A 24,563-nucleotide genomic window follows, 5' to 3' on the forward strand; every position below is an offset into this window, starting at 1 on the left:
GTGCGCTGTGCCTGAACCCCGAACGCCCGTGTCTCGACCGTCCACTTCCCGACCGTCCACGCCCGGCCCGTCCACGCCCGGCCCGACCACGCCCGGCCCGACCACGCCCGGCCCCGGTCCAGCGGGGGCCGCCCGGCCCACGGGGCTCGCCCGCCCGGCCGACCCGTCCCGCTCCCCGGACCTGTCCCGCCGTGCGTTCGCCGTCGGGCTCGGCGGACTGGGGCTCGCGGCGCTCGCGGCTCCGCTGCTGGGCCCGCTGTCCGCCGTGCGGGCGGCGGCGAGCCCGGCCGCGTCGGGGGTGGCGAGCCCGGCTGCGGACCGGTGGCGTCGCCGGGCCCTCGACGGGTACGCCGCCCTCCAGCGGCACCTGTACCTGCCCGGCACGGGGCTCTACTCCGAGGGGCTCGACCCGGCACCGGGCGAGAACCCCTACTCCTTCGTCTGGCCGCTGCGCGAGGCCACGGCGGCCACCGTCGACGTCGACCGGCTCCCCGGGTCCGGGGGACGGTTCACGGGCGACGTCGCCGACCGCTTCGCGGGCCTCGAACGGTACTGGGACACGGGCCGGGGCGCGTACGCCTCCTACCCGCCCGCCCCGCTCGGCGGTGGCGGGGACCCGTTCTTCGACGACAACGCGGTGATCGGGCTGGAGCTGGTGCGCCGGTACCGCATGTCGGGCGACCGGGAGCTGCTGCGGCGGGCGCAGCGGGTCTTCGAGTTCCTGCCGCGGGCCTGGGACACCGATCCCGACGTCGAGCACCCGGGCGGCATGCACTGGGTCGAGGCCGACTGGAACCCGTACCGGGGGGCGGCGAACGTGACGAGCCTGGCGTCGGAGCTGGCCGTGCACCTGTACGAGGAGACCGGCGAGGCGCGGTACCTCGACTGGGGGCGGCGTACGTACGAGTGGGTCCGTGCCGCCCTGCATCGCGGGGACGGACGCTACGCCAACGGCATCCTGCTGGACGGCTCGGTGGAGGAGACGCTCTGGAGCTACAACTCCGGGTCGATGGTCGGAGCCGCCACGCTGCTCCACCGCGCCACGGGGGAGCGGCGGTACCTCGACCTGGCCACGGCGGACGCCGCCGGCGCCGTCGACCACTGGGTGCGCGGCGACCGGCTCTACGACCAGCCCGTGGTGTTCAACGCGATCCTGTTCGCGAACCTGCTGCTGTTCGAGTCGATCTCCGCTGCGCACGGTGCCGACGTGCTCGACGGCATGGGTCGGTACGCCGAACGGGTGTGGGCGGAGAACCGGGACCCGGCCACCGGCCTGTTCCGGTTCCAGTCCGGCGGCGGGGGAGCGCCCGCCCCGGACGCGCGGCCCCAGACGCTGCACCAGGCCGGGGCGATCCAGCTCTTCGCGCTGCTGGCCTGGCGGCGGCAGGACTACGGCGACGCCGCCTGAGCCGCGTCGCGGGGTGTCCTCCGGGCCTCCTCCGGGCTCTGCGGGCTACGCCGGCGTGGCCGGCTCCGCGCCGGGCAGGCGCTCCGGTGACCGACGCCGGGTGCGGATCGACGTCGGCAGCTCGATCGTGCGGGTCGGCCGGTCGGAGCGCTTGCCCTGCAGCCGGACGAGCAGCAGCTCCGCCGCCGTGCGGCCGAGCTCGCGCGCGTCGTGCGTGACCACGGAGAGGTCGCCCGGGACGAGCTCCTCCAGGTCGAAGGTGTCGAAGCTCGCGAGCCGCACGCGGGCGAACAGGTCGGTCCCGCGCGCCGCCGAGGCGGCGTGCAGGGCCTTGATGGCCCCGACCATGTTCCGGTTGTTGGCACCGAAGATCGCGGTGGGCGGCTCGTCCAGGGCGAGCAGCTCCTGGGCGGCGTTCTCGGCGGAGTGGATGTCCTGCTGCCCGCGCCGCACCAGCTCGGGCAGCACGGGCACCCCGGCTGCGCGGTGCGCCCGCTCGAAGCCCTCGAACCGGCGCTGACCCGTGAAGACGGAGACCGCGTTGCCGACGAACGCGATGCGCCGGTGCCCCTCCTCCAGCAGCAGCGCGGTGACCCGCTCCGCGCCGCGCACGTCGTCCACGATGACGGCGTCGACGTCCACGCCGTCCTGCCGCCGTGAGGCGAAGACCAGGGGCACGCCGTGCCGCTGGTCGGGGCGCAGGTGCTCGGAGGGTCCCCCGGCGGGCACCACGATGAGCCCCTCGGTCTGCCGCCCGACGAAGTCCGCGATGAGCCGCGCCTCCTCCTCGGGGTCCTCGTGGGACGTGCCGAAGATGACCCGGCGGTCAGCCTCGCTGAGGATCTCGCCGATGCCCTCCAGCACCTCGGCGTAGTACGGGTTGGCGAGGTTGGTGACCACCACGCCCACGAGCCCGCTGCGGTGCCCGGGCCGCAGGCTCCGCGCGTTCTCGTTGCGGCGGTAGCCCAGGGCGCGCACCGACGTCTCCACCTTGCGGCGCATCGGGGCGCTGACGTTCTGACCGCCCGAGAGCACCCGGGACACCGTCATGGGGCTGACGCCGGCGTGCCGCGCGACGTCGCTGATGGTGGGGACGGACCGCGGCTGGATCGCCCGTTCCTCGCTGCCCGGCTCAGCCATAGTCAGAACCTAAGGCACGTGCCCGGTTCGGGCGAACTGCCGGGTGGGCGACGCCGGCGTCGCCCACCCCTGCGCCGGTCAGGGCCAGGCCGGTGCCGCGTGGGCCAGCGGGTGGGCGCCGTCCGGTCGCAGGCCGTCGAAGACGACGCCCACGTAGCGCCGCCAGAGCTCCGGCGGCGGGTCGGCGACGTAGTCGACGGCGTGCACCGGTGCGCACATCAGCAGGAAGACGTCCGTCCCGGTGATGTCGGGCCGGACGGCGCCCGCCGCGCGGGCCTCGTCGGTCAGCAGCACCACCTCGTCGTGCACCTCCTGCTGGAGCCGCGCCAGCTCCGAGCCGGGCGCGGGCACGGTCATCAGGACCGCCACGCGCCGGCGCTGCAGCCGCCCTGCCGCCTCGGTCATGAACTCCAGGAGTGCGGCCCCCGCGTCGGCCGACCCGCGCAACCGCCGGGCGACCGCCGTCAGCTCCTGCGCATGCCGTGCGGCGATGGCCGTGGCGAGCTCCTCCTTGGTCGCGAAGTGCCGGAACACGGTCCCCTTGGCGACGCCGGCGCGCCGGGCGATGTCGGCGATCGAGGCGTCGAGACCCTGCGCGGCGAACTCCTCCTCGGCGGCCGTCAGCAGCGCCTCGCGGTTGCGGGCGGCGTCCGCGCGCAGGGGACGGGAGGCGTCGGTGAGGACGGCGTCCGCGTCGGCGGGCGCGGCATGGCCGGGGGTGGCGAGGGGCATGCCGCCGATCCTACCAAGTTGACCGACCGGTCATGTTCTGCCTAGGGTCTCAATCGCCAACATGACCGATCGGTCATCTTACGAGGAGGAAGCATGAACCTGCAGGGCGCCACGGCGCTGGTCACGGGGAGCAACCGGGGCCTGGGTCGTCATTTCGCGGTCGAGCTGCTCAAGCGTGGGGCCAAGGTCTACGCCACCGCCCGTCGTCCGGAGCTGGTCGACGTACCCGGGGCGGAGGTGCTCCGGCTCGACATCACCGACCCGGCGTCCGTCGAAGCGGCTGCTGCGGCCGCCGGGGACGTGGACGTGCTGGTCAACAACGCCGCGTTCATGACCGGCGGCAACCTCGTCACCGGAGACCTCACCTCGATCCGCCTCGCGATGGAGTCGAGCTACTTCGGCACGCTCGCGATGATCCGGGCGTTCGCGCCGGTGCTCGCCCGCAACGGCGGCGGCGCCGTGCTCAACGTCCTGTCCGGCGCGGCCTGGCAGACGGTCGACGGCAACACCGCCTACGCCGCTGCGAAGGCCGCGCAGTGGAGCCTGACCAACGGCGTGCGGCTGGAGCTCGCGGGCCAGGGCACGCTGGTGACCGCCCTCGTGCCCGGGATGATCGACACCGAGCCGATGCGCGAGTTCGCCGCCGCGCACGGCTACGAGCTCCCCGACGGTGCGCTGGACGACCCGGTGAACGTCGTGACCCTCGGACTGGACGGGCTGGAGGCCGGGGAGGCCGAGGTGGTGCACGGGTTCGCCGCGGACGCGAAGGCGGCGCTGTCCGGCCCGCCGCTGGCGCTCGACCCGGACGCGATCAGCGCGGCCTGAGCAGGCGCCCCGTCCCGCGGACGGCGGGGCGGGGCGTCAGTCGTGCCGGTGCGGGCCCTCGTCCGAGTCCGTCCGGCGGGCCATGGACATCGCGAAGGCCGGAACGAGGCCCGCCGCGAGCGCGACGCCGACGGGCAGGCCGGCCCACCCGAGCGACGCGACGAAGACCACGCCGAACACGAGGCCGACACCTGCTCCCAGTGCGATGCCCGCGCCCCAGTTCCACGGACGTCGCCGCGCTCCGCCTTGATCCCCGTTGTCCGCCATCGGACCAACCTAGGCAGGGCGCGGCGGTCAGGGCCTCCTCTTTCGGGGGTCGCCGAATCCGCGTCCGTGGTGGAGCGGCGCTGCTACGGCAGCGAGCGGGTCTCGTCCCGCACCCACTCCAGGTAGTCGCCGTGCCCGCCGACCACGGGCGTGACGACGACCTCCGGGACGTCGTAGGAGTGCTCGCGCACGATGTGCTCGATGAGCTGTTCGGCGAGCGCGGCGGTGGTCCTGAAGGTCACCCGCCACTCCTGCTCCGTCTGGACGGCGCCGTCCCAGCGGAACACGCTCGTGATCGGGCCGTCGGTCTGCGCGCAGGCGGCGAGCCGCGCCTCGACGACCGAGAGGGACAGTGCCTCGGCCTCCTCGGTGGCGTCGAACGTGGTGGCGATCTGCACGATGCCGGCGTGGTCCGGGGTGTTGGCCATGGGGTCGAGGCTACGGGCCGCGGTCAGGACAGCCGGCGGAGCGCCGTGACCACCTCGTGCCGGAACGACTACTTGGACTCGATCCGGCCCAGCGGGTGGCGGCTGGTGGCCAGCTCCTCCCGGACCGCTGCCCAGCTCTCCTTCTCGATACCCAGCGCGTGCCGCAGGTAGGCCCAGGTGGCTCGCTGGACCAGGGCGACCCGACCGGTGTGTTCGTCGGTCGTCTCCTTGATCTCGTACCCTCCGATGCCGCCCAGGGAGTGCTCGGCGCCGAACAGGGTGAGCAGGCTCTCGCTGCCGGGCGCGAGGGTGTACGGGTCGACGGTCCAGTCCGGCCCGCGGACGCTGAGAGGGAGTTCGTCGTGGTCACCCGTCACCACGAGAGCGGGCGTCGTCAGCTCCGCGAAGCTCGGGCTTCTGAGCCACGGAAAGTTCTCGGCAGCGAACGGCGTCAGGTCGTCTCCGCCCCGGCCGGCCGTGGCGAGCAGGACGCCGGCCGTGATGCGTGGGTCGGACAGGTCCTCGGAGTCGCCTGTCTGGGGGTCCTGTACGCGGAGGCCGAGCAGGATCCCTGCGGTCTGACCGCCGAACGAGTGTCCGGCGGCGGCGATACGGCTCGTGTCGAGGCGTCCGTCGAGACCGGGAACCGCGGCTGCCAGGACCTCGAGGTGGTCGAGTGCGCGCTTCGCGTCCTCGACGCGGGAGCGCCAGAACCGTGGCTTGCGGGGGTCGTCCTGCGCGAGGCCGAGGGTTCTGGAGTCGAGATAGGTGGGTTGGATCACCACGAAGCCGTGCGCCGCCCAGTAGTCGGTCAGTGGGCCGTAGCCGTGCAGTGAGGAACCGAAGCCGTGGGAGAAGATGACGATCGGCAGGTCGGTGCCGGTGGTCGGCGCCGAGATCTTGACCTGCAGGTCCGCGCCGCGGCCCGGTGCGGCCAGCGTCACCGGCTGGACCGAGACGACGGGTTGGGCGGGGGCGACTGGGACGTCAGCGGTCTTCATGGAAAGGGGCCCTCCGGTCTGACATGATGAAACGGGACGCTGTCCCGATTGGTGCTCTCGACGATACGGGACAGTGTCCCGTTTATGCAACGACCCGGAGGTACATGCAATGAGTCCCGGCGACCGGAGAAGGGCGCCCGCTGTCCGCCCCCAGCGGGCGGACGCCCAGCGCAACCAGGAGGCGTTGCTGGCGGCGGCCGGCGCGGTCTTCGCCACCTCGGGCGTGGAAGCTCCGATCCGTGAGATCGCAGCCGAGGCGGGCGTCGGGACGGCCACGATCTACCGCCATTTCCCGACGCGGGCCGATCTGATCGTCGCCGTGTACCGGCACCAGGTCGAGGCACTCGCCGAGGCAGGCTCCGCACTCCGGAGCGATGGTGCGACGCCCTACCTCGCGGTAGCTCGGTGGATCGACCGTTTCGTCGACTTCGTGGTGACCAAGCAAGGACTGGCCGCTGTGCTCCAGTCGGACGACTCGTGCTATGACCCCTTGCACGACTACTTCCTCGACCGCCTCGTGCCGGTGCTCTCCGACCTGCTCGAGGTGGCCACCGAGGCCGGCGAGGTGCGCCCCGGCCTGGACGCCTACGAGCTGATGCGCGGCATCGGCGGCGTCTGCGCCGCAGCCGGCACGCATCGCCGCTACGACGCGCGTCGGCTGGTCGAACTCCTCGTGGCAGGCTTGCGCCAGCCACAATGAGTTCGACGCCGTGCCCCCGGTGCCCGTGCGTTCGAGGGGTATCCGGGCGCTCCTCCTGACGTGTCGGCGTCGACCCGCCACGGTTTGACACACCTGGCCACGGCTCATGTACTCGTCGCCATGGACGACGCACACAGTACCTGCGCCCGCCGTTCGCGCCGGACCAAGGAGGTGGGCTGCTGATGGACCAGGACACGTGGGTCAACGTCGCGCTCGTCCTGGTGTTCATCCTGGTGGGTGGCGTCTTCGCGGGTACGGAGATCGCCCTGGTCTCGTTGCGGGAGAGCCAGATCGACCGGCTGGAGTCGCGGGGCGGGCGCGGGGCGCGGGTGGCCTCCGTGGCCCGGGACCCCAACCGGTTCCTCGCCGCCGTGCAGATCGGCGTGACCGTCGCGGGGTTCTTCTCCGCCGCCTACGGTGCCTCGACCCTGGCCCCGGACTTCGCACCCGTGCTGGAGGGCGTCGGGCTGCCGGCCCAGGTCGCCTCGACCGCCTCCCTGATCCTGCTGACGCTCGTCATCGCGTACCTCTCGCTCGTGCTCGGCGAGCTGGTCCCCAAGCGGTTCGCCCTCCAGCGCGCGCAGAGCGTGGCGCTCGTCGTGGGCCCGCCGCTGGATCGGTTCGCGAGCCTGATGCGGCCCGTGGTGTGGCTGCTGTCGGTGTCCACCGACGCGGTCGTGCGGCTGCTGGGCGGCGACCCGCGGGCGACGTCCGAGGGCATGACCGAGGAGGAGCTGCGTGACGTCGTGGTGGCCCACGAGGGGCTGCCCGAGGAGGAGCGCCGCATCCTGAGCGACGTCTTCGACGCCGCCGAGCGGTCGGTCAGCGAGGTGATGCGCCCGCGCGGCGAGGTCACGTTCATCGCGGGGGACCTGCTGGTGTCCGAGGTGCTGGAGTCCGTCAAGGCCAGCCCGTACTCGCGCTACCCGGTCACCGGCGCCGACTTCGACGACGTGATCGGTGTGCTGCACGTCCGGGACCTGTTCGGCGCCCCGGGCACGACGCCGGTGCGTGAGCTGACCCGTTCGATGCTCTTCCTGCCGACCACCACGCACCTGATCCCCGCGCTGTCCCTGATGCGCCGCGAGCGACGGCACCTGGCCGTGGTGGTCGACGAGTACGGCGGCACCTACGGGATCGTCACGCTCGAGGACCTGGTGGAGGAGATGATCGGCGACATCCGCGACGAGCACGACGTGCCGGACGGCCCGGAGCCGCCGTCGGCCGACGGTGCGAGGATCGTCGAGGCGGGCATCACCATCGAGGAGTTCGAGGAGCAGACCGGGGTGGCGCTGGCCGACGGCCCCTACGAGACCGTCGCCGGTTACGTGGTGAGCAGGCTGGGCCGGGTGGCCGACGTCGGTGACACCGTGCGCGTCGACGACCTCGACCTGGTGGTCACCGAGGTCCAGGGGCGCCGTCTGACGCAGGTCGAGGTGGTCCGGCGGGCCTGACCTCCGCCTGACCTGCGCCAGGCCCGGCCTTCGCCTGGCGCAGGTCGGGCCTACGCCTGGCGCAGGTCAGGCCTACGCCGGGCAGAGCGCGGCGCGCCGGGCCCAGGCGACCTCGCGGACGTCGATGAACGTGCGGATGCACTCGGCGCAGCCGTCCAGGTGGGCCTCGAAGCGCTCCTGACGCAGCGGCGGCAGGCACCGGTCGAGGTAGTCGTGCATGGCAGCACGGGTGGCACGGCACTCCGGGCTGCCGGCACCGCCGCCGGCACCCTGGAGCGCGCCGGGTAGGTGCCCGTTGTCAGCCCGTTCACTCGCGATCATCGCCGAACCTGCCCCCTGTGCGCACAGCATCCGGTTTCTACCGGCTGGCACCATTCTGTCTGTCCATGAGGATTCATCCAGATTGCTCTGTGATACGACGCCTGTGATATCGGCCCCCGCGCTTGACGCTCTAGTGACGGGTACCGGAACCGGCCGTGATGCCGAGATGCTCGGCGACGACGTCGGCCGTCGAGATGCTCCGCGCCGTCCGGCCGATGAAGAACGGCGCCCGGCCCGGCCCCGGGACGGTGTGGCCACCGCCGTGGACCGTCAGCAGGCGGACCGGCGGACGGCCGTCCTCGCGGTAGTCCGTCTGCTCGATCCGGGTCCGGTCCCGGGTCGACGCCGGCGCGGCGATCCGGGTGACGACCGGGTCCGTCGTGATCCCGTTGCGGAGAGCCAGGTAGCGCGCTGTCCCGGGAGCCGACAGGCTCACGCCGTCGACCCGGAAGACGCGTCGCGTGAAGGCCGGGAACCGGCCGCCCTGGTAGGGGACGATCGGGTCACGGGTGCCGTGCACCAGGAGCGTGGGCGTCGGGACGGGTTCGAGCTCCGCGGATGGTGCCAGGAAGCTCTCGGGTGCGGGCATGGTGGCGGCCACGACCGCCGCCCCGGCGAGCAGGCCGGGTGCCTCGTGCAGCAGGCGGAGCACCATCTGGCCGCCGTTCGAGTAGCCGACGGCGTGCACCCGGCGGGGGTCGACGTCGTGCGAGGCGACGAGGTCCGCGATCACGCGCCGCACGAAGCCGACGTCGTCGATGCCGGCGAGCCGGGCGGGGAACGCGCTCTCCGCGCGGGCGTCGTTCCAGTTGCCGCGGTAGCCGTCGAGGTAGGCGACGACGGCGCCGTGGTCGCGGGCCAGCGTGTCGAACATGTGGCCGGTGAAGCGGCGGTGCGCGGCACCGGATTGCCGCGAGCCGTGCAGGACCAGGACGAGGTCCCTCCCCGGCGCGTACGGGCCGTCGACGACGTGGAAGGTGCGACGCCGGCCGCCGACGTCGGTGCTCAGGTGGGTGAAGGAGGTCATGCCGGGAGGCTAAACTTTCACATCATGTGAAGGTCAACCGGACGGAGGCCCCTGATGATCATCGGCGAGCTCAGCGCACGCAGCGGCGTCAGCCCGCGGCTGCTGCGGTACTACGAGGAACAGGGGCTCGTCACCGCGACGCGGGCGGCCAACGGGTACCGCCAGTACGACGAGAGCGCGGTGACCACCGCCCGGATCGTGCGCATGATGTTCCAGATGGGGTTCCCGCAGGACAAGGTCCGTGCGGTGCTGGCGTGCGCGGGCGACGGGGCCGCCGAGGCCGACCACGACGCGGCACGTGTGAGCGTGGCGCAGATGCGCGACGACATCGACCAGCAGATGCAGCAGCTCGCGGCGACGCGCGAGGTGCTGACGGACTTCCTGGAGCGGCGGTGACGGCCGGCGTCAGCCCGGTAGCGGCTCCCGCGCCCAGCCGTTCGCGGTGAGGCGGTAGCGGACGCGGCGGCTGGGTCCGCGCTCCGATCCCTCCCAGAACAGCACGTCGACGGGACGCAGGGCGTAGCCGACCCACGTCGGCGGAGGGTCGAGCACCGGGTGCTCCGCGTCGAACGCGGCCCAGCGCCGTTCCCGTCGGGCCCGGTCGAGAGCGGCCAGCTCGGCGGTGTTGAGCCAGGCGAGGAGCTGCAGGTACCGCGGCAGACGGCCGAAGGCGGTCGCGCGCTCCTCCGGTGTCGTCTCCGCCGTCGTCCCGCGCAGCACGACCTGCCGCGCCTGCTCGTCCCACCGCACGACGAGGGCGGCGCGCGGACGTGCCCGCAGCTGCTCCGCCTTCCGGCTGCGGGAGTCGGTGTGGAACGTCACGGCGTCGCTGCCCACCGTGGACAGGAGCACCGTGCGCGCGTCGGGCAGGCCCGCGTCGTCCACGGTCGCCAGGGTCGAGACCGGCCGGGCGGGGTCGTCGTCCGCCGGGGCCCAGAGCCTGAGCAGGGTGAACGGGTCCGGAGGGAAGGGGCCGTCGTCCTGTACCAGTCGGTCCGTCACCCGAGCCAGGGTAGTCAGGGCGTCGTCTCACATCCTCTCGGGCGCGGGGATCCCCAGGAGGTCGAGGCCCGTGGCGAGGGTGCGGCCCGTGAGGTCGCACAGGGCGAGGCGGTTGGTGCGCACGGCGGGGTCCTCGGCGCCCAGGACCGGGCAGGCGTCGTAGAACCGGGTGAACGCCGTGGCCAGCTCGTAGAGGTACCCGCACAGGCGGTGCGGCTCCAGCGTGCCGGCCACGTCGCGCAGGGTCGCCTCCAGCCCGTCCAGGGTCAGGGCGAGCGCCTTCTCCGCCTCGTGCAGCGGCAGGGTCGTGTCCACGTGCCCGACGGCGGTCGGGGCCGCCCCGGCCGCCCGGCGCAGGATCGAGCGGACCCGGGCGTGCGCGTACTGCAGGTAGACCCCGGTGTCGCCGGTCGTGGCGACCATCTGCTCCACGTCGAACACGTAGTCCCTCGTGCGCGTGGTGGACAGGTCCGCGTACTTGATCGCCGCGATCGCCGCGGCGTGCACGACGGCGTCGAGCTCGGCGCCCGTGAAGCCGTGCGACCGGCCGGCCAGCACCGTCCGGACGGCGGCCTCGGCGTCGTCGAGCAGGTCGGCCAGCCGCACGGTCCGGCCCGAGCGGGTCTTGAACGGGCGCCCGTCGGTGCCCAGCACGGTGCCGAAGGGCACGTGCTCGGCGTCGACGGCCGCGGGGAGCCAGCCGGCGCGGCGGGCGGTGTCGAACACCATGCGGAAGTGCAGGGACTGCCGGGCGTCCACGACGTACAGGATGCGGTCGGCCCGGTAGTGCTCCACCCGCAGCCGGATCGTGGCCAGGTCGGTGGCCGCGTACCCGAACCCGCCGTCCTTCTTGCGCACGATCAAGGGCACGGAGTCACCGTCCGGTCCCGTGACCCCGTCGGTGAAGGTGACGACGGCGCCGTCGGACTCGGTGGCGACGCCGCTCGCGAGAAGGTCCGCGACGACGCCGGGCAGGGCGTCGTTGTACCGGGACTCGCCGTCGAAGTCGCCTCCGTCGAGCAGCACCCCGAGGCGGCGGTAGACGGTCTCGAACGCCCTCTCGGACTCGGCCACCAGGTCCCGCCACGCCGTCAGCGTCGCGTCGTCGCCGGACTGCAGCGCCACGACACGGGCGCGGGACCGGTCCGCGAACGCCGGGTCCGCCTCGAACGCCGCCCGCGCGGCCTTGTACAGGGAGTCCAGGGCCGACATCGTCTCGGCGCCCTGCCCCTTCCACGACACCTCGGGGTGCTCCTCCAGGTACTGGATGAGCATGCCGAACTGGGTTCCCCAGTCGCCGATGTGGTTCTGCCTGGTCACCCTCGCCCCCAGGTGTCCCAGGACGCGGACGAGGGCGTCACCGATCACGCTGGAGCGCAGGTGACCGACGTGCATCTCCTTGGCCACGTTCGGCGCCGAGTAGTCGACCACGACGCGCTCGCCGTCGTGCGGCGCCGCCAGGCCGAGCCTGGCGTCGGCCAGGCGCGCCGCGACGGCGGACCACACCGCCGCGTCGGGCACCGTGACGTTCAGGAAGCCCGGCCCGGAGACGTCCGCGGCGAACCCGTGCAGGCGAACGGCGACGTCGGCCCCGATGTCCCGGGGCGCGCGGCCCGCCTTCCTGGCCACGGCGAGCGTGCCGTTGGCCTGGAAGTCGGCGCGGTCGGATCGTCGGACCACCGGGTCGGTGCCGGCCAGCTCGGCCGGGAGCACCTCGGACAGGGCGGCCCGGACGGCCGCCTCCACCTGGTCCTTGATCGCGACGACGTCGGACACGCGCGAAACCTTCCCGTCGGGGACGTGTGAGCGCCCCGGCCGGGGTCGGGCGAGGCGCTCGCCAGTCTAGGAAGGCAGGCCCGCGCCGTCGGCCTGAATATCGGCCCGAGCGCGGGCCCGGGCATCAGGCCGGCTCGGCGCCGACCGCAGCGCTCTGCCGCTCGTGGTGCTCGAGGTAGTCGACGGCGCGAGGGACCACGTACGAGCCGGCGGCCGTCACGACGAGCGCCGTCACCAGCACACCACCGATCCAGTTCAGGACCACGCCGTCCAGGGCCCGCTCGCCGTGCGTGCGGCGCTCGCGGTGCAGGGCGACGGTGATGACCCAGGTCAGCACGGGGATCACGAAGAGCCCGATCCCGGCGACGCCGCCGGGTGGTCCTCCGGTGGTGCCGAGATCGCCCAGGCCCCCGCCCACGAGTGGGAAGAACGCGACGACGGGCAGGATCAGGTAGCCGAGGACGGCGATGACCCACACCCACGCTCGCAGGGATCTGCCGTCGTGCATCCGATGTGCCCCTTTCGCTGCGGTGGTCGGTGGCATGTCTACCAGGACTGGGCTCGTGTGCACGCGGACGGGCTGTGATGTGGCCTCGGGCGGGCCTCGACGAGCGTGCGGCAGTGGCCCGGGGGAACGGATGTTCTTCCAGTCGCCGGCGATTGAGAAAGGGGGTTCATTCACCCGCTCCGGGGCGTTGATCGTATTACCTCAAGATCCTCAAGAATCTCAAGGAAAATCTTGAGGTGCCCTTGATGAAATTCGGCTGGGCGTTGAGTTCTGGACCACACGCTGGACGTGGTCATCCAGATACTCACGAGAGGCATCGCCATGGCGGAGATGCGATCATCCTACAGGCCGGAAGAACGTCAAGAATGTCATGACGAGCCGGGCCGCCAGGTGCATTCCGGTGGTCTTTCAGAAAGCCGTTCGAAAAGCCGCGAGCAGTCCGGTGAACTCACCGCGGCGCGTGGCACGGCCGTCCTCACCGAGGCCCCGGCGACCACGTCGACCGGCAGCCGTCTCGTGGTCCTGATCCCGGCGCACAACGAGGCGGACGGGATCACCGAGACCGTCACGGCGCTGAGCCGTCAGACTCGGCCGCCCGACGAGATCCTGGTCGTCTCGGACAACTCCACCGACGACACCGTCGACCTCGCCGAGCGTGCCGGCGCCTACGTCGCCGAGACGGTCGGGAACACGCACAAGAAGGCCGGAGCCCTCAACCAGGTCCTGTCCGTCGTGCTCCCTCGGCTCCAGGACGACGACCTCGTGCTGGTCCAGGACGCCGACAGCGTCCTGGACCCGGAGTTCATCGAGAGCGCGCTCGCCCGTCTCGCCGCCGACCACCGGCTGGGCGCCGTCGGGGGCGTGTTCCGGGGGCAGGACGGCGGCGGGTTCGTCGGTCACCTGCAGCGCAACGAGTACGCGCGGTACGCCCGGGACGTCCGGCGGCTCAAGGGGAAGTGCCTGGTCGTCACCGGCACCGCCGCGGTGTTCCGCGTCTCGACGCTGCGGCACGTGCAGGCGGCGCGGCTGGCAGGCGAGATCCCGGCCGGTGACGGGCACGGCGGCGTCTACGACACGACCGTGCTGACGGAGGACAACGAGATCTCGTTCGCCCTGATGCACCTCGGCTACACGATCCTCTCGCCCAAGGGCTGCACGCTGACGACCGAGGTGATGCCCACCTGGCGGGACCTCTGGAACCAGCGCCTGCGCTGGAAGCGTGGCGCCATCGAGAACTGCGTGCAGTACGGGTTCACCCGGGTCACCGCGCCCTACTGGGGCCGGCAGATCGTGACCATGCTCGGGGTCCTGGTCACCGCGGCCTACCTGGCGACTCTGGTCTGGTCCGTCGTGGCGTACGGGGCGTTGAACATCCAGCCGTTCTGGCTGGCGCTGACCGGAGTCTTCGCCCTGGAACGTGTGATCACGCTGCGTGACCGCGGGCCGTTCCGACAGATTCTCGCCGGCACGCTCTACGAGCTGCCGTTCGACATATTCCTTCAGGTGTGCCACGGAAAGGCATATCTCGACTCCGCACTGAACCGAGAAAGGAGATGGTGACAATGTACAACGGAGCAGCACTGACCACGGTCGGCGGCGGTGGCGCGGCAGCCCTGGCCTCCACGGGCCCCGAGAACCTGCTGTGGATCGTCCTGGCGTCCTTCGCGCTGATCGCAGCCGGAGCAGCCGTGCGGCGGATCATCCCGCGCAAAGAGGGGTGACCTCGGGGCGCCGGAGGGGGGCTTGTCGTCGGCCCGGCGGCAAGCACCCCTTCGCCCGACGCCGGAGGAACCCGCAGAGGCGGGCCCCACGAGCCGCCTGCCTGGGACGGCGGCGCCGGGCCCGCGTTGTTACGTTCGGCAGATGGATGAAACCTGGGACCGGGGAGTCGCGGTCGTCGTCGAGGACGACGACGACATCCGCGCGCTCATCGAGTTCACCCTGCGGCAGGCCGGGTTCACCGTTCATGCCGCGGTCACCGGCGCGCAGGGCGTGGCGCTGGTCAAGGCACACAGTCCCGTCGTGACGACCGTCGACGTGTCGCTGCCCGACATCGACGGGTTCGAGGTCGTGCGGCGGCTGCGGACGTTCTCCGACACGGTCGTGGTCATGCTCACCGCCCGGGTCGGCGAGCCGGACACGCTCATGGGCCTGGAGGTGGGCGCCGACGAGTACGTCACCAAGCCGTTCCGCCCCCGGGAGCTGCGGGCGCGGGTCGACGCGCTCCTGCGTCGCGCCGGCCGGGTCACGGTGCCGGTCGCGGACGTGCCCGAACCCACCACGGTCGACGGCCACCTCGAGATCGACCCCGCACGCCGCACGGTGCGCCTGGACGGTGAGCTGGTCCAGCTCACCCGCACCGAGTTCGACCTCCTCGCCGTGCTGCACGGCGCGCACGGCCGCACGGTGGCCAAGGGAGACCTGGCGGCCGAGCTCTGGCCCGACCAGTACCGCTACGGGGGCCAGGTCACGGAGGCGGACCACCGCACGGTCGAGGTGCACGTGGCCAACGTGCGGCGCAAGCTCGGCGACAGCCCCACGAGCCCCCGCTTCATCCACACGGTCCGGGGGCTGGGGTACCGGTTCGAGGGTCCCTGAGGCGGACGTCCGCTCAGGCCAGGGCGCGCAGGTGCTCCCGGCGCACGTCCTCGACGGCGTCGTCGAAGTCGTGGTGCGTGGTGAGCCACTTCTTCACGTAGGGGCAGACGGCCACGATGCGGTGCCCCGCCCGGACGCTGGTGTCCAGCGCCGTGCGGGTCAGGACGGCGGCCAGGCCGCGCCCCTCGAACTGGTCGAAGACCACCGTGTGGTAGAAGATGCGCGGTCCGGCGGACGCCGTGGCGGTGCCCGCCCCCGGGTTCGCCTCTGCCTCCGGGTCCAGGTCCTTGTACATCGAGAACCCGGCGTGGGCGCCGTCGACGAGCACGTCGAAGCGGCTCTTGGCGGGGTTGTCGCGGACGGTGACCTCGGTCTGGCTCTCGTCGGTCATCGGGGTGGGTCCTCTCGGTCGGTGGGCGGCATCGGAACCGTGCCGGTCAGGTCAGGCGGTCGTCTCGGTCGGGTGGTCCGGGGTGGGCTCGGTGCTCAGGCGGACGGCGTTGGCCCAGGGGTCCTCGAAGCTGACGGTCCGGCCGTCGTCCCGCACGGCGACCCGGTGGTACCTCAGGCGTTCGGTCAGCTCGCCGACGTCGTCGGCGGAGGGTACCTGGATGTCCACGCGGCCCAGGCCGAGGGTCGGCTGGCGGCGGCCCGCGCCGCGGCTGCGCCACACGTTCATGGCCATGTGGTGGTGGTAGCCGCCGGCGCTGACGAACAGCGCCTGGTCGCCCAGGGTCAGGGTCACGTCGAAGCCCAGCCGGGTCGCGTAGAAGTCCCGCGCCGAGGCGATGTCCCCGACGGACAGGTGCACGTGGCCCACGCGTGCGTCGCCCAGCGCTTCCCCGGCCAGTCCGCGCTCGTCGAGGTGCTCGCGCAGGTAGGCGTTCGGGTCGAGGAAGATGGTGCCCATCTCCACCTGGCCGTGGACCCAGCTCCACTGCGTGCGGTCGCGGTCCCAGTAGAGCTCGACGCCGTTGCCCTCGGGGTCGTCGAAGTAGAACGCCTTGCTCACGAGGTGGTCGCTGGAGCCGCTGAACGACCCGGGGCGCAGGCGGGCGACGGAGTAGACCGCCGCGGCCAGGGCGGCCTCCGAGTCGAAGAGGATCGCGGTGTGGAACAGGCCCGCGTCGTGGGGCGAGGCGTGCCGCAGGGCCGGGGTGTGCACCAGGACGACGACGGCTCGGCCGGGGCGGCCGAGGACCACCCGGGGACCCGTCTGCTCCAGGACGGTCAGGCCGACGCCGTCGCGGTAGTAGGCCGTCATGCCGTCCAGGTCCGCGACGTTGAGGGTGACCGCGCCCATCGAGGTGTCGGCTGCGAGCCGTGCGTCTGTGCTCATGGCCACCGCCAACTCAATTGAAGCATCAACTATTCCGGGCGGTGTCGCGCCGCCGGGCCAGGCCGGTGTCCTCTGGGTCGAGGTGCCGGCGCAGCGCCGTCGTGGCGTCGTCGAGCGCCGCGAGCTGCTCGGGGGAGAGGGCGTCGAGGAAGAGCTCGTGCACGTCCTGCAGGTGGGGCACCGAGCTGTGCCGGAACGACTCGGCACCCAGGTCGGTCAGCCGCACGTCGATGCCGTGCACGTCGTCGGGGCACGGTGCCCGGTGCACCAGCCCGCGCTTCTCCATCCGCCCCAGGTGGTGCGACAGGCGGCTGCGCTGCCAGCCGATCAGCTCGGCCAGCTCGGAGGAGCGCAGGGTCCTGCGGTCCGCCTCGCTCAGCGCCAGCAGCACACGGTAGTCGGCGGACGACAGCGACGACTCGCTCTGCAGGCGCCCCTCCAGGCGCGAGCGCAGCGTCTCGGCGGTCTCGATGTAGCTGCGCCAGATGCGCAGCTGCTCGCGCGTGGGCATCGCGCGGCGCGTGCTCTGTGCCACGGCACCTCCCGGGATTGACACGTCAACTTTGCACGTTACAGGATTGACACGTCAATCCCGACGTGGTCGGAGCCCCTGCAAGGAGAAACATGACCGACAGCCAGACCGTCCAGTTCGGTATCGACAGCTTCGGCGACCTGCCCCGCGACGACCAGGGCCGCGTCGTCTCCCACGCCCAGGCGATCCGCGCGACCGTCCAGGAGGCGGTGCTCGCCGACCAGACCGGGGTGGACGTCGTCGCCCTGGGCGAGCACCACCGCCCCGAGTACTCGATCTCCACGCCCGAGACCGTGCTGGCGGGCATCGCGACCAGCACCGAGCGCATCCACCTGGCCTCCGGTGTGACCGTCCTGTCCTCCGACGACCCGGTGCGCGTCTTCCAGCGGTTCGCCACCCTCGACGCGCTGTCGGACGGGCGCGCCGAGGTGATCCTCGGCCGGGGCTCGTTCACCGAGTCCTTCCCGCTGTTCGGCTACGACCTGGCCGACTACGAGATCCTCTTCGAGGAGAAGATCGACCTGTTCCACAAGCTGCTGGACGAGGGACCCGTCACCTGGGAGGGCACCACGCGTGCGGCGCTCAAGGACGCGGAGGTCTTCCCCAAGACCGACTCCGGCCGGCTGACCACGTGGGTCGGCGTCGGCGGCTCCCCGCAGTCGGTCATCCGCACCGCGCAGTACGGGTTCCGCCTCATGCTCGCGATCATCGGCGGTGCGCCCGACCGGTTCGCCCCCTACGTCGACCTCTACCGGCGTGCCACGCAGCAGCTCGGCACCACCGCCTACCCGGTCGGGATGCACTCCCCGGGCTTCGTCGCCGAGACCGACGAGGAGGCCAAGCGCCTGTTCTACCCCGGCTACAAGGTGATCCGCGACCGGATCGGCGCACTGCGCGGCTGGCCGCCCCTGCGGCGCGAGGAGTTCGACGCCGACGTGGAGCACGGCTCGCTCTACATCGGCTCGCCCGAGACCGTCGCCCGCAAGATGGCCCACGCCATCCGCGCGCTCGACGTCGGGCGCTTCGACCTGATCTACTCCGCCGCCGGCGCGGTCTCGGCGAGCGCCCGCCTGCGCGCCGTCGAGCTGTACGGCACGAAGGTGATCCCCATGGTGCGCGAGCTGCTCGCGGAGAAGGCCGACACCCTGGAGGTGGCCCGATGACGGCTCGCACCGTCGGCATCCTCGGGGCCGGCAAGGTGGGCACGGTCCTGGCCCGGCTGGCGCTCGCCGCCGGGTACCGGGTCCTGGTCGCGGGGTCGGGGGAGCCGGACAAGATCGCCCTCACGGTCGACGTCCTGACCCCGGGCGCCACCGCGGTGCGGGCCGCCGACGCCGCCCGGGAGGCCGACGTCGTGCTCCTCGCGCTCCCGCTCGGCAAGTACCGTGCGCTGCCCGTCGACGAGCTGCGCGGCAGGCTCGTCGTCGACACGATGAACCACTGGTGGGAGGTCGACGGGCCGCGCGACCGGTTCCTTGCGCCGGGCGTCTCGTCGAGCGAGCACGTGCAGGAGTTCCTCGACGGCGCGCGCGTCGTCAAGGCCTTCAACCACATGGGCTACCACGACCTGGAGGACGGGGCCCGGCCCGCCGGGGCGCCGGGCCGCAAGGCGATCGCGGTCGCCGGGGACGCGGAGGCGGACGTCGCCGAGGTCGCGGCCCTGGTCGACGACCTCGGCTTCGACCCCGTGCTGATCGGGCCGCTCGCCGAGGGCGTCCGGCTCGAGCCGGGCACGCCGGCCTTCGGGGCCAACGTCCAGGCCACCGAGCTCCGCCGGCTCACCGGGGTGGCCGTACCGACGCCGTAGGCGAGCACGACCAGAGTCCCATCGACGACACGACAGGAAGTGGCCCAGGTGAGCAATCAGGAAGCGGTCTCGGAAGCGGTGCGCTGCGGGGCGGACGCCCGGAGCACGGACAGGGTCGAGGTGCTCTCGGCGCGCGAGGTGCCCCTGGGCGGGACGCGGGCCCTGCAGGTACGGCGCACCATCCCGCAGCGGGCCCGGACGCTGATCGGCGCGTGGTGCTTCGCCGACCACTACGGCCCGGTCGAGGTCACGGCGGGCGGCATGGACATGCCGCCGCACCCGCACACTGGTCTGCAGACGGTGAGCTGGCTGTTCAGCGGCACGATCGAGCACCGGGACAGCCTGGGCACCCACTCGTACATCCGGCCGGGGGAGCTGAACCTCATGACGGGCGGCCGTGGCATCGCCCACTCCGAGGTCTCCACGGCGGACACCACGCGCCTGCACGGCGTGCAGCTCTGGGTGGCCCTGCCCGACGCCGACCGGGACGCCGCACGCAACTTCCAGCACCACGTGCCGGAGCCGGTGCGGATCGAGGGGGCCGAGCTGCGGGTCTTCCTCGGGTCGCTGCACGGCGAGACGTCGCCGGTGCGCACGTTCACGCCCCTGCTGGGCGCACAGGTCGACGTCGAGCCGCACGCCACGGTGACGCTGCGCGTCGATCCCGGGTTCGAGCACGGCCTGCTCGTCGACGCCGGTGACGTGCGGCTGGAGGGCACCCCGGTCCCGGCGGCGGAGCTCGGCTACGTGGCGCCCGGCGTCGGCACCCTGACCGTGACGAACCACGCGGACACCCCGGCCCGCACGATCCTGCTCGGCGGCCCGCCGTTCGAGGAGGAGATCGTCATGTGGTGGAACTTCGTCGTGCGGGACCACGCGGAGATCCTGCAGGCCCGCCAGGACTGGGAGGCCGCGTCCGGCCGGTTCGGGAGCGTCGAGGGTTACCACGGGCAGCCCCTGCCCGCACCGCCGGTGCCGGACGCGATCATGACGCCACGACGCAACCCGCCGGTGCGGACCGGGCGCCCGTCCTAGCCGGCCCGCCCGCCCAGGTGCCGGGCGAGGAACCGGTCGAGCGTGCGGTACAGCTCGATGTTGCTGTCCGGGTTGATGAACCAGTGACCTTCGTTCCCGTTGAGCAGGTACTCCACCTCGGCGCCGCGGGCGCGCAGCGCCTCGGCCACGCGGTCGGAGTGGCTGCGGGCCACGCGGACGTCGTTGGCGCCGTGGATCAGCAGCACCGGCGCGGTGATGTCGTCGACCCGGCTGATCGGTGAGCGGGCGAGCATGTCGGCGCGCTGGTCCGGGTCGTCCGGGTCGCCGATGTACCGCAGATAGCTGTTCTCGACGGCGCGGCGGGCGAACGGCACCACGGACTCCACGAGGTCCACGAGGTCCGACATGCCGGTGTAGCTCACCGCTGCGGCGAACCGGTCCGGGGTGAACGCGGCACCCACGAGCGCGGCGTATCCCCCGTAGGAGGAACCGTAGACCGCCACCCGGTCCGGGTCCGCCCAGCCCTGTCCGGCCGCCCAGTCGACGGCGTCGATCAGGTCGTCGTGCATCCGGCCCGCGAACTGGCCGATCCCTGCCTGCATGTGGGCCTTGCCGTACCCGGTGGAGCCCCGGAAGTCGACCTGCAGCACCGCGTAGCCGCGGTTGGCCAGGAGCTGCACCTCCGGGTCGTAGGTCCAGCTGTCGCGGTACCACGGCCCGCCGTGGACCAGCAGCACGGTCGGCAGCCGGTGCGGCTCCACCCCGACCGGCAGGGTGACGTGGCAGGGCAGGTCGATGCCGTCGCGAGCGGTGACGGTGACCGGTGCGACCGGGGCGAGCCGCTCGGGGTCGAGGTGGGGGAAGGGGCGGAACAGGCGGCGCGACCGTCCCGTGGCATGGTCGTAGAACCAGGTGACGCCGGGGTCCCGGTCGTGCGTGAAGTCCACCACCCAGCGCCGTGCCGTGGTGTCGCAGGACACATGGGCCAGGTCGCCGTCGGACAGCTCGGCCAGCCGGGGCAGGACCTCGGCGAAGTGCTCGTCCAGCGCGTGGATCTCCTGCCGTGCGCCGAGGTAGCGGGCGCCGAGCAGGTCACCGGTGCCCGGGTGCAGGATCAGCGAGGACGGGTAGCGGGGGTCGGCCTCGGGGCGGGGCGTGTCCAGGTCGAAGGAGGGGTGGCCGTCCACGCCGGTCTGCTCCCCGGTGGCCAGGTCGAGCCGGACCAGGCGGGTGCGGTCCGTCCCGCGCGTCGAACCGGTCCACAGACCCGTCCCGTCCGGTGTGGGCACCGCCGGCTGGAACCCGAACGGGTGGTCGACGCCGGAGAGCCGCGCGATCGGTCGCCGCTCGTCGCGGTCCCACCACGAGAGCACGTGGTCACCGCCCTCCTCCATGGTGTGGGCCAGCAGCCCGCCGGAGGTGGGCAGCCAGCCGACGACGTCGCCGGGGTTCTCCGCGACGGTGGTGAGCTCCGCGGTCACCAGGTCGAGCGCGAAGACGTCGATCAGGTCGGGGCGGCGCAGGTTGAGCTGCACGAGCGCGGTACCGGGCAGGTCCGGCGGGAGCTGGGCGTGGAGCAGCCGCACGCCCGCGTAGGGGGTCAGGTCGGCGGCGGGCTCGTCGGGACGGTCCGCGTCGGCGCGGTGCAGGTGCCAGTTCTCGTCGCCGTCGGTGTCCTGCAGGAACAGGAGGTAGCGGCCGTCGGCGGACCAGAAGAAGCTGTCGATGTTCCGCCGCGTGTCGGACGTGACCCGGCGCGCGGCGCCGTCGCCCTCGTCGTCGGGGGTGGCCCAGTCGGAGTCGACGTCCCGGAGGAAGACGTTGAGCCGGTCGCGCCACGGCGCGAGGTAGGCGACCCTCGTGCCGTCGGGGGACAGCACGGCCCGGCTGCGGACGGGCAGGCCGAAGAGGTCTTCGACGGGGATCAGGGGCGGCGGTGCGGTCATGGCGGGGTCCTCGCTCTCGGTCGGTGCGTGCACCCCCGAGTCCAGACCCCGACGTCGCGTCGGGCTCAACCCCCGGCCGCGTGACGCCGGTCACACGGCGCCGGCCCGCCGCGCCCTGGTCAGGCCTCGCCGAGCCGGGCCAGCCGCCTCTGGACCCGGCGCAGGACGTCGCGCTGCACGGGGCGCAGCGTCTGCTCCGACAGCTCGTCCAGCAGGGCGGCGGACCGCGCGTCGACGCCGGGCGGGTCGGTCAGTCGCGCCAGCGCCCGCCCGAGGTGCGTCGTCAGCTCGCCGACGAGCGCCGCGACCTCGTCGTGGGGGGTGGCGTCGTCCAGGGCGTAGAACCGTGCCGTCAGGTCAGCGGGCACGACCGGCTCCCCGGGCGTACCGAGCAGCGCGGCCAGGCCCGCGAGGTCGGCCGCGCCGAGCAGGTGCGCGGCCAGGACGAGCTGTTCGTGCTCGTAGCGCGCCATGTCCGCCGGAAGGCCGTCCGCGGGGGACCGCCAGCCGGAGACCTCGGGAGGAAGGTCGGGCGGCACGCCCGCGCGGCGCAGCGCGGCGATGTCGGCCCGGCGCGCGGTCAGCCGCTCGATCTCCCCGGCCGCCCGGCGATCCAGCTCGTCCAGCAGCTCCCCGGCGGCCGCCGGATCGTCCAGGACCGACGGCAGGTCCGACAACGGGACGCCGAGCGCCGCCGTCCTCGTGATGCGCAGGAGCCGGACCAGGTGGCCGACGTCGTAGCTCCGGTAGCCCCCAGCCGTGCGCGGGGGTTCGGGCAGCAGTCCGATCTGGTGGTAGTGGCGCAACGTCCGGACGGTGACGCCGGCCAGCGCGGCGAGCTCACTGGTGAGCACAGGGGCCCTCCTCTCCGTTGTCGGCGGCTCGACGAGCCGCGGTCCCAGCCGGTCCAGCGTGACGTACGGCCCCCGTACCGGCCTCCCCGCCGAGCACTTGCCTCTGCCCCGAGGGCACAGTGTCCACTCAGGGGTGGATCCATCGATCCGCCACCGAGAAGAGGAAGACCGATCGTGAGTACCTCAGAGTCCGGCGCCCCCTGGGCCCCGGTGACCCGACCTGCCGGCCGCGTCCCGGACGGGACGGACGCCCCGCCCCCGGGCCTCGACGGCTCGCGGCCGTTCGGCGCGCACCTGCGCATGAGCTGGTGGAAGCCGTTGGTCGTCATCATCGTGCCCGCCCTGGTGATGGTGGTGCTCCAGGTGGTCTTCTACCAGATCGTCGCCGTCATCGAGGGATCCGACGACCCGTTGTCGCCCACCTTCACACCGCTGAAGCTCCTCGCGATCAACCTGAGCGTGGGCCTGTCGGGCCTGCTCGCGATCGTGCTGCTGGCCGCGCTGGCCAAGGTGCCGTGGCGCAGCCTGATCAGCTCGCCGCGCGCGTTCGACGGCCGCCGGCTGGGGCAGTACCTGCTCGGCGCGGCCGTGCTGGTGGCCGTGGGCATCGGCGTCGTGGCGCTCGTCGCGCCCGAGTCCCCGGGCTGGGTCGCGTTCGGGTTCACCGGCACGACGATCTTCATGCTGGTAGTCACGCTCGTGAGCACCCCGATCCAGTCGGTCGGCGAGGAGCTGATGTTCCGCAGCGCCGTGCTGCCCGCCGCGGCCTCCTGGGTACGCGCGGTCCGCCCGGCGCTCGCCGTCGGGATCGTCGTCTCGGCCGTGGGCTTCGCGATGCTGCACGGGTCCAGCGACCCCTGGCTGTTCGGCTACTACACCTTCATCGGCCTGGCCACGGGCCTGATGGCGATCATCAGCCGCGGCATCGAGGCACCCGCTGCGTTCCACATCGCCAACAACGTGCTGTTCTCGTCCGTCAACACCCTGATGTCCGACGGCAAGGGCTACACCATCGACCGATCGACCGACACCGGCGACGCGGCCCTGCTCATCCTCGCCGCCGTCAACATCGCCATGGTCGTGCTGGTCTGGATGCGCGAACGCCGCGCACGCGTTAGGAAGTAGACCACCGAGAGAGTGAGGCACCATGGCGTGGAGCACCCGTCAGATCGCCGAGCTGTCGGGCACGACGGTCAAGACGGTGCGCTACTACCACGCCATCGGCCTGCTCGACGAGCCCGACCGTGCGCCGAACGGCTACAACAAGCGCTACGAGGTACGCCACCTGACCCGGCTGCTGCAGATCAAGCGGCTGACGAGCCTGGGCCTCTCGCTCGCGCAGGTGGCCGAGCTGGGAACCACGGCGGGCGGCGACCCGTCCGTCTTCCAGGAGATCGACGCCGAGCTCGCGGCCACGGTCGAACGGATCCAGGGCGTCCGCCAGGAGCTGGCCGCACTGTCCCGTCCCGGTGCGACGCCGGACGTGCCCGCCACGTTCCACGACGTGGCGCGGCCCCTGCGTGACAACGACCGGGCGCTCCTGACGATCTACGCCCAGCTCTTCACCGAGGAGTCGATGGCCGCGTTGCGCGAGCTGCTCGCGGCCAACCCCCACGAGGCCCTCGACGAGGAGTTCCGCGACCTGCCGACGGATGCGGACGAGGCCACGCGGCAGGCGCTGGCCGAACGGATGGCACCGTTCGTCGGCGCCAACGGGTCGGTGACGATGGAACCCAGGGCCGCGTCGCCTCGGCAGGCGGAGGCGACGCGGCAGGCCGTGGGGCAGGCACTGCAGGCGCTGTACAGCTCGGCGCAGCTGGACGTGCTGCGGCGGGCGCACGCGCTGAGCTCGGCCTCGGGGGCGGTGGGAGGGAAGAGCGCTTGACCCCCGGACCTGGCGTT

Annotated in this window: 28 protein-coding genes; 13 read left to right on the top strand and 15 right to left on the bottom strand. The window is 72.6% G+C overall.

The window, feature by feature from the left end:
• The first annotated feature begins 7 nt into the window (after window positions 1-7).
• A complete protein-coding gene (locus ACIG47_RS05350; protein ID WP_397429927.1) occupies window positions 8-1,408 on the top strand; it encodes a glycoside hydrolase family 76 protein in 1,401 nt (466 codons plus the stop codon).
• A 45-nt stretch (window positions 1,409-1,453) separates the two neighbouring features.
• Here the strand turns inward: ACIG47_RS05350 and ACIG47_RS05355 are convergent, their stop codons facing one another.
• Window positions 1,454-2,548 carry a LacI family DNA-binding transcriptional regulator gene (locus ACIG47_RS05355; protein ID WP_397429928.1) on the bottom strand — a complete coding sequence of 365 codons (1,095 nt, stop codon included), beginning with the start codon at window positions 2,546-2,548 and terminating at the stop codon, window positions 1,454-1,456.
• Between the two features lie 78 nt (window positions 2,549-2,626).
• Window positions 2,627-3,280 (bottom strand): TetR/AcrR family transcriptional regulator, encoded by a 654-nt coding sequence (locus tag ACIG47_RS05360; protein WP_397429929.1) that lies wholly within the window; start codon window positions 3,278-3,280, stop codon window positions 2,627-2,629.
• 93 nt (window positions 3,281-3,373) lie between these two features.
• Here ACIG47_RS05360 and ACIG47_RS05365 point away from each other — a divergent pair, with 93 nt between their 5' ends.
• The gene (locus tag ACIG47_RS05365) at window positions 3,374-4,105 is read left to right on the top strand and encodes an SDR family NAD(P)-dependent oxidoreductase (RefSeq protein WP_397429930.1); all 732 of its coding nucleotides are present in this window, start codon (window positions 3,374-3,376) and stop codon (window positions 4,103-4,105) included.
• Between the two features lie 36 nt (window positions 4,106-4,141).
• Here ACIG47_RS05365 and ACIG47_RS05370 read toward each other — a convergent pair whose 3' ends face one another.
• From ACIG47_RS05370 to ACIG47_RS05380, 3 genes are all read right to left on the bottom strand, one after another.
• Window positions 4,142-4,372: a hypothetical protein gene (locus ACIG47_RS05370; RefSeq protein ID WP_397429931.1), complete on the bottom strand. Its 231-nt coding sequence runs from the start codon at window positions 4,370-4,372 to the stop codon at window positions 4,142-4,144.
• Window positions 4,373-4,455: 83 nt separating this feature from the next.
• Window positions 4,456-4,800, bottom strand: a complete 345-nt coding sequence (gene cutA, locus ACIG47_RS05375) for a divalent-cation tolerance protein CutA (RefSeq protein WP_397429932.1) — start codon at window positions 4,798-4,800, stop codon at window positions 4,456-4,458.
• A gap of 68 nt (window positions 4,801-4,868) precedes the next feature.
• Complete coding sequence (locus tag ACIG47_RS05380) at window positions 4,869-5,801, bottom strand: alpha/beta hydrolase family protein (RefSeq protein WP_397429933.1); 933 nt, start codon at window positions 5,799-5,801, stop codon at window positions 4,869-4,871.
• Between the two features lie 109 nt (window positions 5,802-5,910).
• On the opposite strand from ACIG47_RS05380, the gene ACIG47_RS05385 reads away from it, so the two are divergent.
• On the top strand, window positions 5,911-6,501 hold the full coding sequence (locus ACIG47_RS05385) for a TetR/AcrR family transcriptional regulator (protein WP_397429934.1): 591 nt from the start codon (window positions 5,911-5,913) through the stop codon (window positions 6,499-6,501).
• A gap of 182 nt (window positions 6,502-6,683) precedes the next feature.
• Window positions 6,684-7,955: a hemolysin family protein gene (locus ACIG47_RS05390; RefSeq protein ID WP_397429935.1), complete on the top strand. Its 1,272-nt coding sequence runs from the start codon at window positions 6,684-6,686 to the stop codon at window positions 7,953-7,955.
• Window positions 7,956-8,027: 72 nt separating this feature from the next.
• On the opposite strand, the gene ACIG47_RS05395 is transcribed toward ACIG47_RS05390, so the two are convergent.
• Window positions 8,028-8,276 carry a zf-HC2 domain-containing protein gene (locus ACIG47_RS05395; protein ID WP_397409789.1) on the bottom strand — a complete coding sequence of 83 codons (249 nt, stop codon included), beginning with the start codon at window positions 8,274-8,276 and terminating at the stop codon, window positions 8,028-8,030.
• Between the two features lie 130 nt (window positions 8,277-8,406).
• Window positions 8,407-9,303 carry an alpha/beta hydrolase family esterase gene (locus tag ACIG47_RS05400; protein WP_397429936.1) on the bottom strand — a complete coding sequence of 299 codons (897 nt, stop codon included), beginning with the start codon at window positions 9,301-9,303 and terminating at the stop codon, window positions 8,407-8,409.
• A gap of 54 nt (window positions 9,304-9,357) precedes the next feature.
• Here ACIG47_RS05400 and ACIG47_RS05405 point away from each other — a divergent pair, with 54 nt between their 5' ends.
• Window positions 9,358-9,699: a MerR family transcriptional regulator gene (locus ACIG47_RS05405; protein WP_397429937.1), complete on the top strand. Its 342-nt coding sequence runs from the start codon at window positions 9,358-9,360 to the stop codon at window positions 9,697-9,699.
• A gap of 9 nt (window positions 9,700-9,708) precedes the next feature.
• Here ACIG47_RS05405 and ACIG47_RS05410 read toward each other — a convergent pair whose 3' ends face one another.
• The 3 genes from ACIG47_RS05410 to ACIG47_RS05420 all read right to left on the bottom strand — a co-directional run bounded on the left by ACIG47_RS05410 (window position 9,709) and on the right by ACIG47_RS05420 (window position 12,589).
• Window positions 9,709-10,305 (bottom strand): pyridoxamine 5'-phosphate oxidase family protein, encoded by a 597-nt coding sequence (locus ACIG47_RS05410; protein ID WP_397429938.1) that lies wholly within the window; start codon window positions 10,303-10,305, stop codon window positions 9,709-9,711.
• A 27-nt stretch (window positions 10,306-10,332) separates the two neighbouring features.
• Entirely contained in the window at window positions 10,333-12,081 is a 1,749-nt protein-coding gene (gene argS / locus ACIG47_RS05415) for an arginine--tRNA ligase (RefSeq protein ID WP_397429939.1), read from the bottom strand.
• A 124-nt stretch (window positions 12,082-12,205) separates the two neighbouring features.
• A complete protein-coding gene (locus tag ACIG47_RS05420) occupies window positions 12,206-12,589 on the bottom strand; it encodes a hypothetical protein (RefSeq protein WP_397409803.1) in 384 nt (127 codons plus the stop codon).
• A gap of 516 nt (window positions 12,590-13,105) precedes the next feature.
• Between ACIG47_RS05420 and ACIG47_RS05425 the strand changes: the two genes are divergently transcribed.
• The 3 genes from ACIG47_RS05425 to ACIG47_RS05435 all read left to right on the top strand — a co-directional run bounded on the left by ACIG47_RS05425 (window position 13,106) and on the right by ACIG47_RS05435 (window position 15,187).
• Window positions 13,106-14,149 carry a glycosyltransferase family 2 protein gene (locus tag ACIG47_RS05425; RefSeq protein WP_397429940.1) on the top strand — a complete coding sequence of 348 codons (1,044 nt, stop codon included), beginning with the start codon at window positions 13,106-13,108 and terminating at the stop codon, window positions 14,147-14,149.
• Window positions 14,146-14,310 (top strand): hypothetical protein, encoded by a 165-nt coding sequence (locus ACIG47_RS05430; RefSeq protein ID WP_397409807.1) that lies wholly within the window; start codon window positions 14,146-14,148, stop codon window positions 14,308-14,310. The genes ACIG47_RS05425 and ACIG47_RS05430 overlap by 4 nt, the downstream gene beginning before the upstream one ends.
• A gap of 142 nt (window positions 14,311-14,452) precedes the next feature.
• Window positions 14,453-15,187, top strand: coding sequence for a response regulator transcription factor (locus ACIG47_RS05435; RefSeq protein WP_397429941.1), 735 nt, complete (start codon window positions 14,453-14,455; stop codon window positions 15,185-15,187).
• Between the two features lie 13 nt (window positions 15,188-15,200).
• Here ACIG47_RS05435 and ACIG47_RS05440 read toward each other — a convergent pair whose 3' ends face one another.
• The 3 genes from ACIG47_RS05440 to ACIG47_RS05450 are packed head-to-tail and all read right to left on the bottom strand — an operon-like array spanning window position 15,201 to window position 17,061.
• Window positions 15,201-15,578, bottom strand: a complete 378-nt coding sequence (locus ACIG47_RS05440) for a GNAT family N-acetyltransferase (protein ID WP_397429942.1) — start codon at window positions 15,576-15,578, stop codon at window positions 15,201-15,203.
• Between the two features lie 51 nt (window positions 15,579-15,629).
• On the bottom strand, window positions 15,630-16,526 hold the full coding sequence (locus tag ACIG47_RS05445) for a VOC family protein (RefSeq protein ID WP_397429943.1): 897 nt from the start codon (window positions 16,524-16,526) through the stop codon (window positions 15,630-15,632).
• 25 nt (window positions 16,527-16,551) lie between these two features.
• The gene (locus tag ACIG47_RS05450; RefSeq protein ID WP_397409815.1) at window positions 16,552-17,061 is read right to left on the bottom strand and encodes a MarR family winged helix-turn-helix transcriptional regulator; all 510 of its coding nucleotides are present in this window, start codon (window positions 17,059-17,061) and stop codon (window positions 16,552-16,554) included.
• Window positions 17,062-17,150: 89 nt separating this feature from the next.
• On the opposite strand from ACIG47_RS05450, the gene ACIG47_RS05455 reads away from it, so the two are divergent.
• Genes ACIG47_RS05455 through ACIG47_RS05465 form a run of 3 tightly spaced genes read left to right on the top strand, consistent with a single transcriptional unit; the run spans window position 17,151 to window position 19,900 of the window.
• Window positions 17,151-18,221, top strand: coding sequence for an LLM class flavin-dependent oxidoreductase (locus tag ACIG47_RS05455; RefSeq protein WP_397429944.1), 1,071 nt, complete (start codon window positions 17,151-17,153; stop codon window positions 18,219-18,221).
• On the top strand, window positions 18,218-18,865 hold the full coding sequence (locus tag ACIG47_RS05460; protein ID WP_397429945.1) for an NADPH-dependent F420 reductase: 648 nt from the start codon (window positions 18,218-18,220) through the stop codon (window positions 18,863-18,865). The genes ACIG47_RS05455 and ACIG47_RS05460 overlap by 4 nt, the downstream gene beginning before the upstream one ends.
• Window positions 18,866-18,913: 48 nt before the next feature.
• The gene (locus tag ACIG47_RS05465) at window positions 18,914-19,900 is read left to right on the top strand and encodes a pirin family protein (RefSeq protein WP_397429946.1); all 987 of its coding nucleotides are present in this window, start codon (window positions 18,914-18,916) and stop codon (window positions 19,898-19,900) included.
• Here the strand turns inward: ACIG47_RS05465 and ACIG47_RS05470 are convergent.
• Together ACIG47_RS05470 and ACIG47_RS05475 are read right to left on the bottom strand one after the other, a co-directional pair.
• The gene (locus ACIG47_RS05470) at window positions 19,897-21,807 is read right to left on the bottom strand and encodes a S9 family peptidase (protein ID WP_397429947.1); all 1,911 of its coding nucleotides are present in this window, start codon (window positions 21,805-21,807) and stop codon (window positions 19,897-19,899) included. The genes ACIG47_RS05465 and ACIG47_RS05470 overlap by 4 nt on opposite strands.
• Window positions 21,808-21,926: 119 nt before the next feature.
• Window positions 21,927-22,661 carry a MerR family transcriptional regulator gene (locus ACIG47_RS05475; protein WP_397429948.1) on the bottom strand — a complete coding sequence of 245 codons (735 nt, stop codon included), beginning with the start codon at window positions 22,659-22,661 and terminating at the stop codon, window positions 21,927-21,929.
• A gap of 174 nt (window positions 22,662-22,835) precedes the next feature.
• Here ACIG47_RS05475 and ACIG47_RS05480 point away from each other — a divergent pair, with 174 nt between their 5' ends.
• On the top strand, window positions 22,836-23,786 hold the full coding sequence (locus ACIG47_RS05480; protein ID WP_397429949.1) for a lysostaphin resistance A-like protein: 951 nt from the start codon (window positions 22,836-22,838) through the stop codon (window positions 23,784-23,786).
• A 22-nt stretch (window positions 23,787-23,808) separates the two neighbouring features.
• Entirely contained in the window at window positions 23,809-24,546 is a 738-nt protein-coding gene (locus tag ACIG47_RS05485; RefSeq protein ID WP_397429950.1) for a MerR family transcriptional regulator, read from the top strand.
• Window positions 24,547-24,563: the final 17 nt, after the last annotated feature.

Origin of the sequence: Promicromonospora sp. NPDC052451, from assembly GCF_044547525.1 — a bacterium.
Classification (GTDB): Bacteria; Actinomycetota; Actinomycetes; order Actinomycetales; family Cellulomonadaceae; genus Promicromonospora.

What these genes read in the sequence shown, in the direction of transcription:
- ACIG47_RS05405 (WP_397429937.1), top strand. Translation starts at nt 9,358, where the DNA reads ATGATCATCGGCGAGCTCAGCGCACGCAGCGGCGTCAGCCCGCGGCTG.
- ACIG47_RS05440 (WP_397429942.1), bottom strand. Translation starts at nt 15,578, where the DNA reads ATGACCGACGAGAGCCAGACCGAGGTCACCGTCCGCGACAACCCCGCC.
- ACIG47_RS05355 (WP_397429928.1), bottom strand. Translation starts at nt 2,548, where the DNA reads ATGGCTGAGCCGGGCAGCGAGGAACGGGCGATCCAGCCGCGGTCCGTC.
- ACIG47_RS05380 (WP_397429933.1), bottom strand. Translation starts at nt 5,801, where the DNA reads ATGAAGACCGCTGACGTCCCAGTCGCCCCCGCCCAACCCGTCGTCTCG.
- ACIG47_RS05435 (WP_397429941.1), top strand. Translation starts at nt 14,453, where the DNA reads ATGGATGAAACCTGGGACCGGGGAGTCGCGGTCGTCGTCGAGGACGAC.
- ACIG47_RS05445 (WP_397429943.1), bottom strand. Translation starts at nt 16,526, where the DNA reads ATGAGCACAGACGCACGGCTCGCAGCCGACACCTCGATGGGCGCGGTC.
- cutA (WP_397429932.1), bottom strand. Translation starts at nt 4,800, where the DNA reads ATGGCCAACACCCCGGACCACGCCGGCATCGTGCAGATCGCCACCACG.
- ACIG47_RS05470 (WP_397429947.1), bottom strand. Translation starts at nt 21,807, where the DNA reads ATGACCGCACCGCCGCCCCTGATCCCCGTCGAAGACCTCTTCGGCCTG.
- ACIG47_RS05365 (WP_397429930.1), top strand. Translation starts at nt 3,374, where the DNA reads ATGAACCTGCAGGGCGCCACGGCGCTGGTCACGGGGAGCAACCGGGGC.
- ACIG47_RS05370 (WP_397429931.1), bottom strand. Translation starts at nt 4,372, where the DNA reads ATGGCGGACAACGGGGATCAAGGCGGAGCGCGGCGACGTCCGTGGAAC.
- ACIG47_RS05460 (WP_397429945.1), top strand. Translation starts at nt 18,218, where the DNA reads ATGACGGCTCGCACCGTCGGCATCCTCGGGGCCGGCAAGGTGGGCACG.
- ACIG47_RS05395 (WP_397409789.1), bottom strand. Translation starts at nt 8,276, where the DNA reads ATGATCGCGAGTGAACGGGCTGACAACGGGCACCTACCCGGCGCGCTC.
- ACIG47_RS05455 (WP_397429944.1), top strand. Translation starts at nt 17,151, where the DNA reads ATGACCGACAGCCAGACCGTCCAGTTCGGTATCGACAGCTTCGGCGAC.
- ACIG47_RS05485 (WP_397429950.1), top strand. Translation starts at nt 23,809, where the DNA reads ATGGCGTGGAGCACCCGTCAGATCGCCGAGCTGTCGGGCACGACGGTC.
- ACIG47_RS05400 (WP_397429936.1), bottom strand. Translation starts at nt 9,303, where the DNA reads ATGACCTCCTTCACCCACCTGAGCACCGACGTCGGCGGCCGGCGTCGC.
- ACIG47_RS05385 (WP_397429934.1), top strand. Translation starts at nt 5,911, where the DNA reads ATGAGTCCCGGCGACCGGAGAAGGGCGCCCGCTGTCCGCCCCCAGCGG.
- ACIG47_RS05360 (WP_397429929.1), bottom strand. Translation starts at nt 3,280, where the DNA reads ATGCCCCTCGCCACCCCCGGCCATGCCGCGCCCGCCGACGCGGACGCC.
- ACIG47_RS05420 (WP_397409803.1), bottom strand. Translation starts at nt 12,589, where the DNA reads ATGCACGACGGCAGATCCCTGCGAGCGTGGGTGTGGGTCATCGCCGTC.
- ACIG47_RS05390 (WP_397429935.1), top strand. Translation starts at nt 6,684, where the DNA reads ATGGACCAGGACACGTGGGTCAACGTCGCGCTCGTCCTGGTGTTCATC.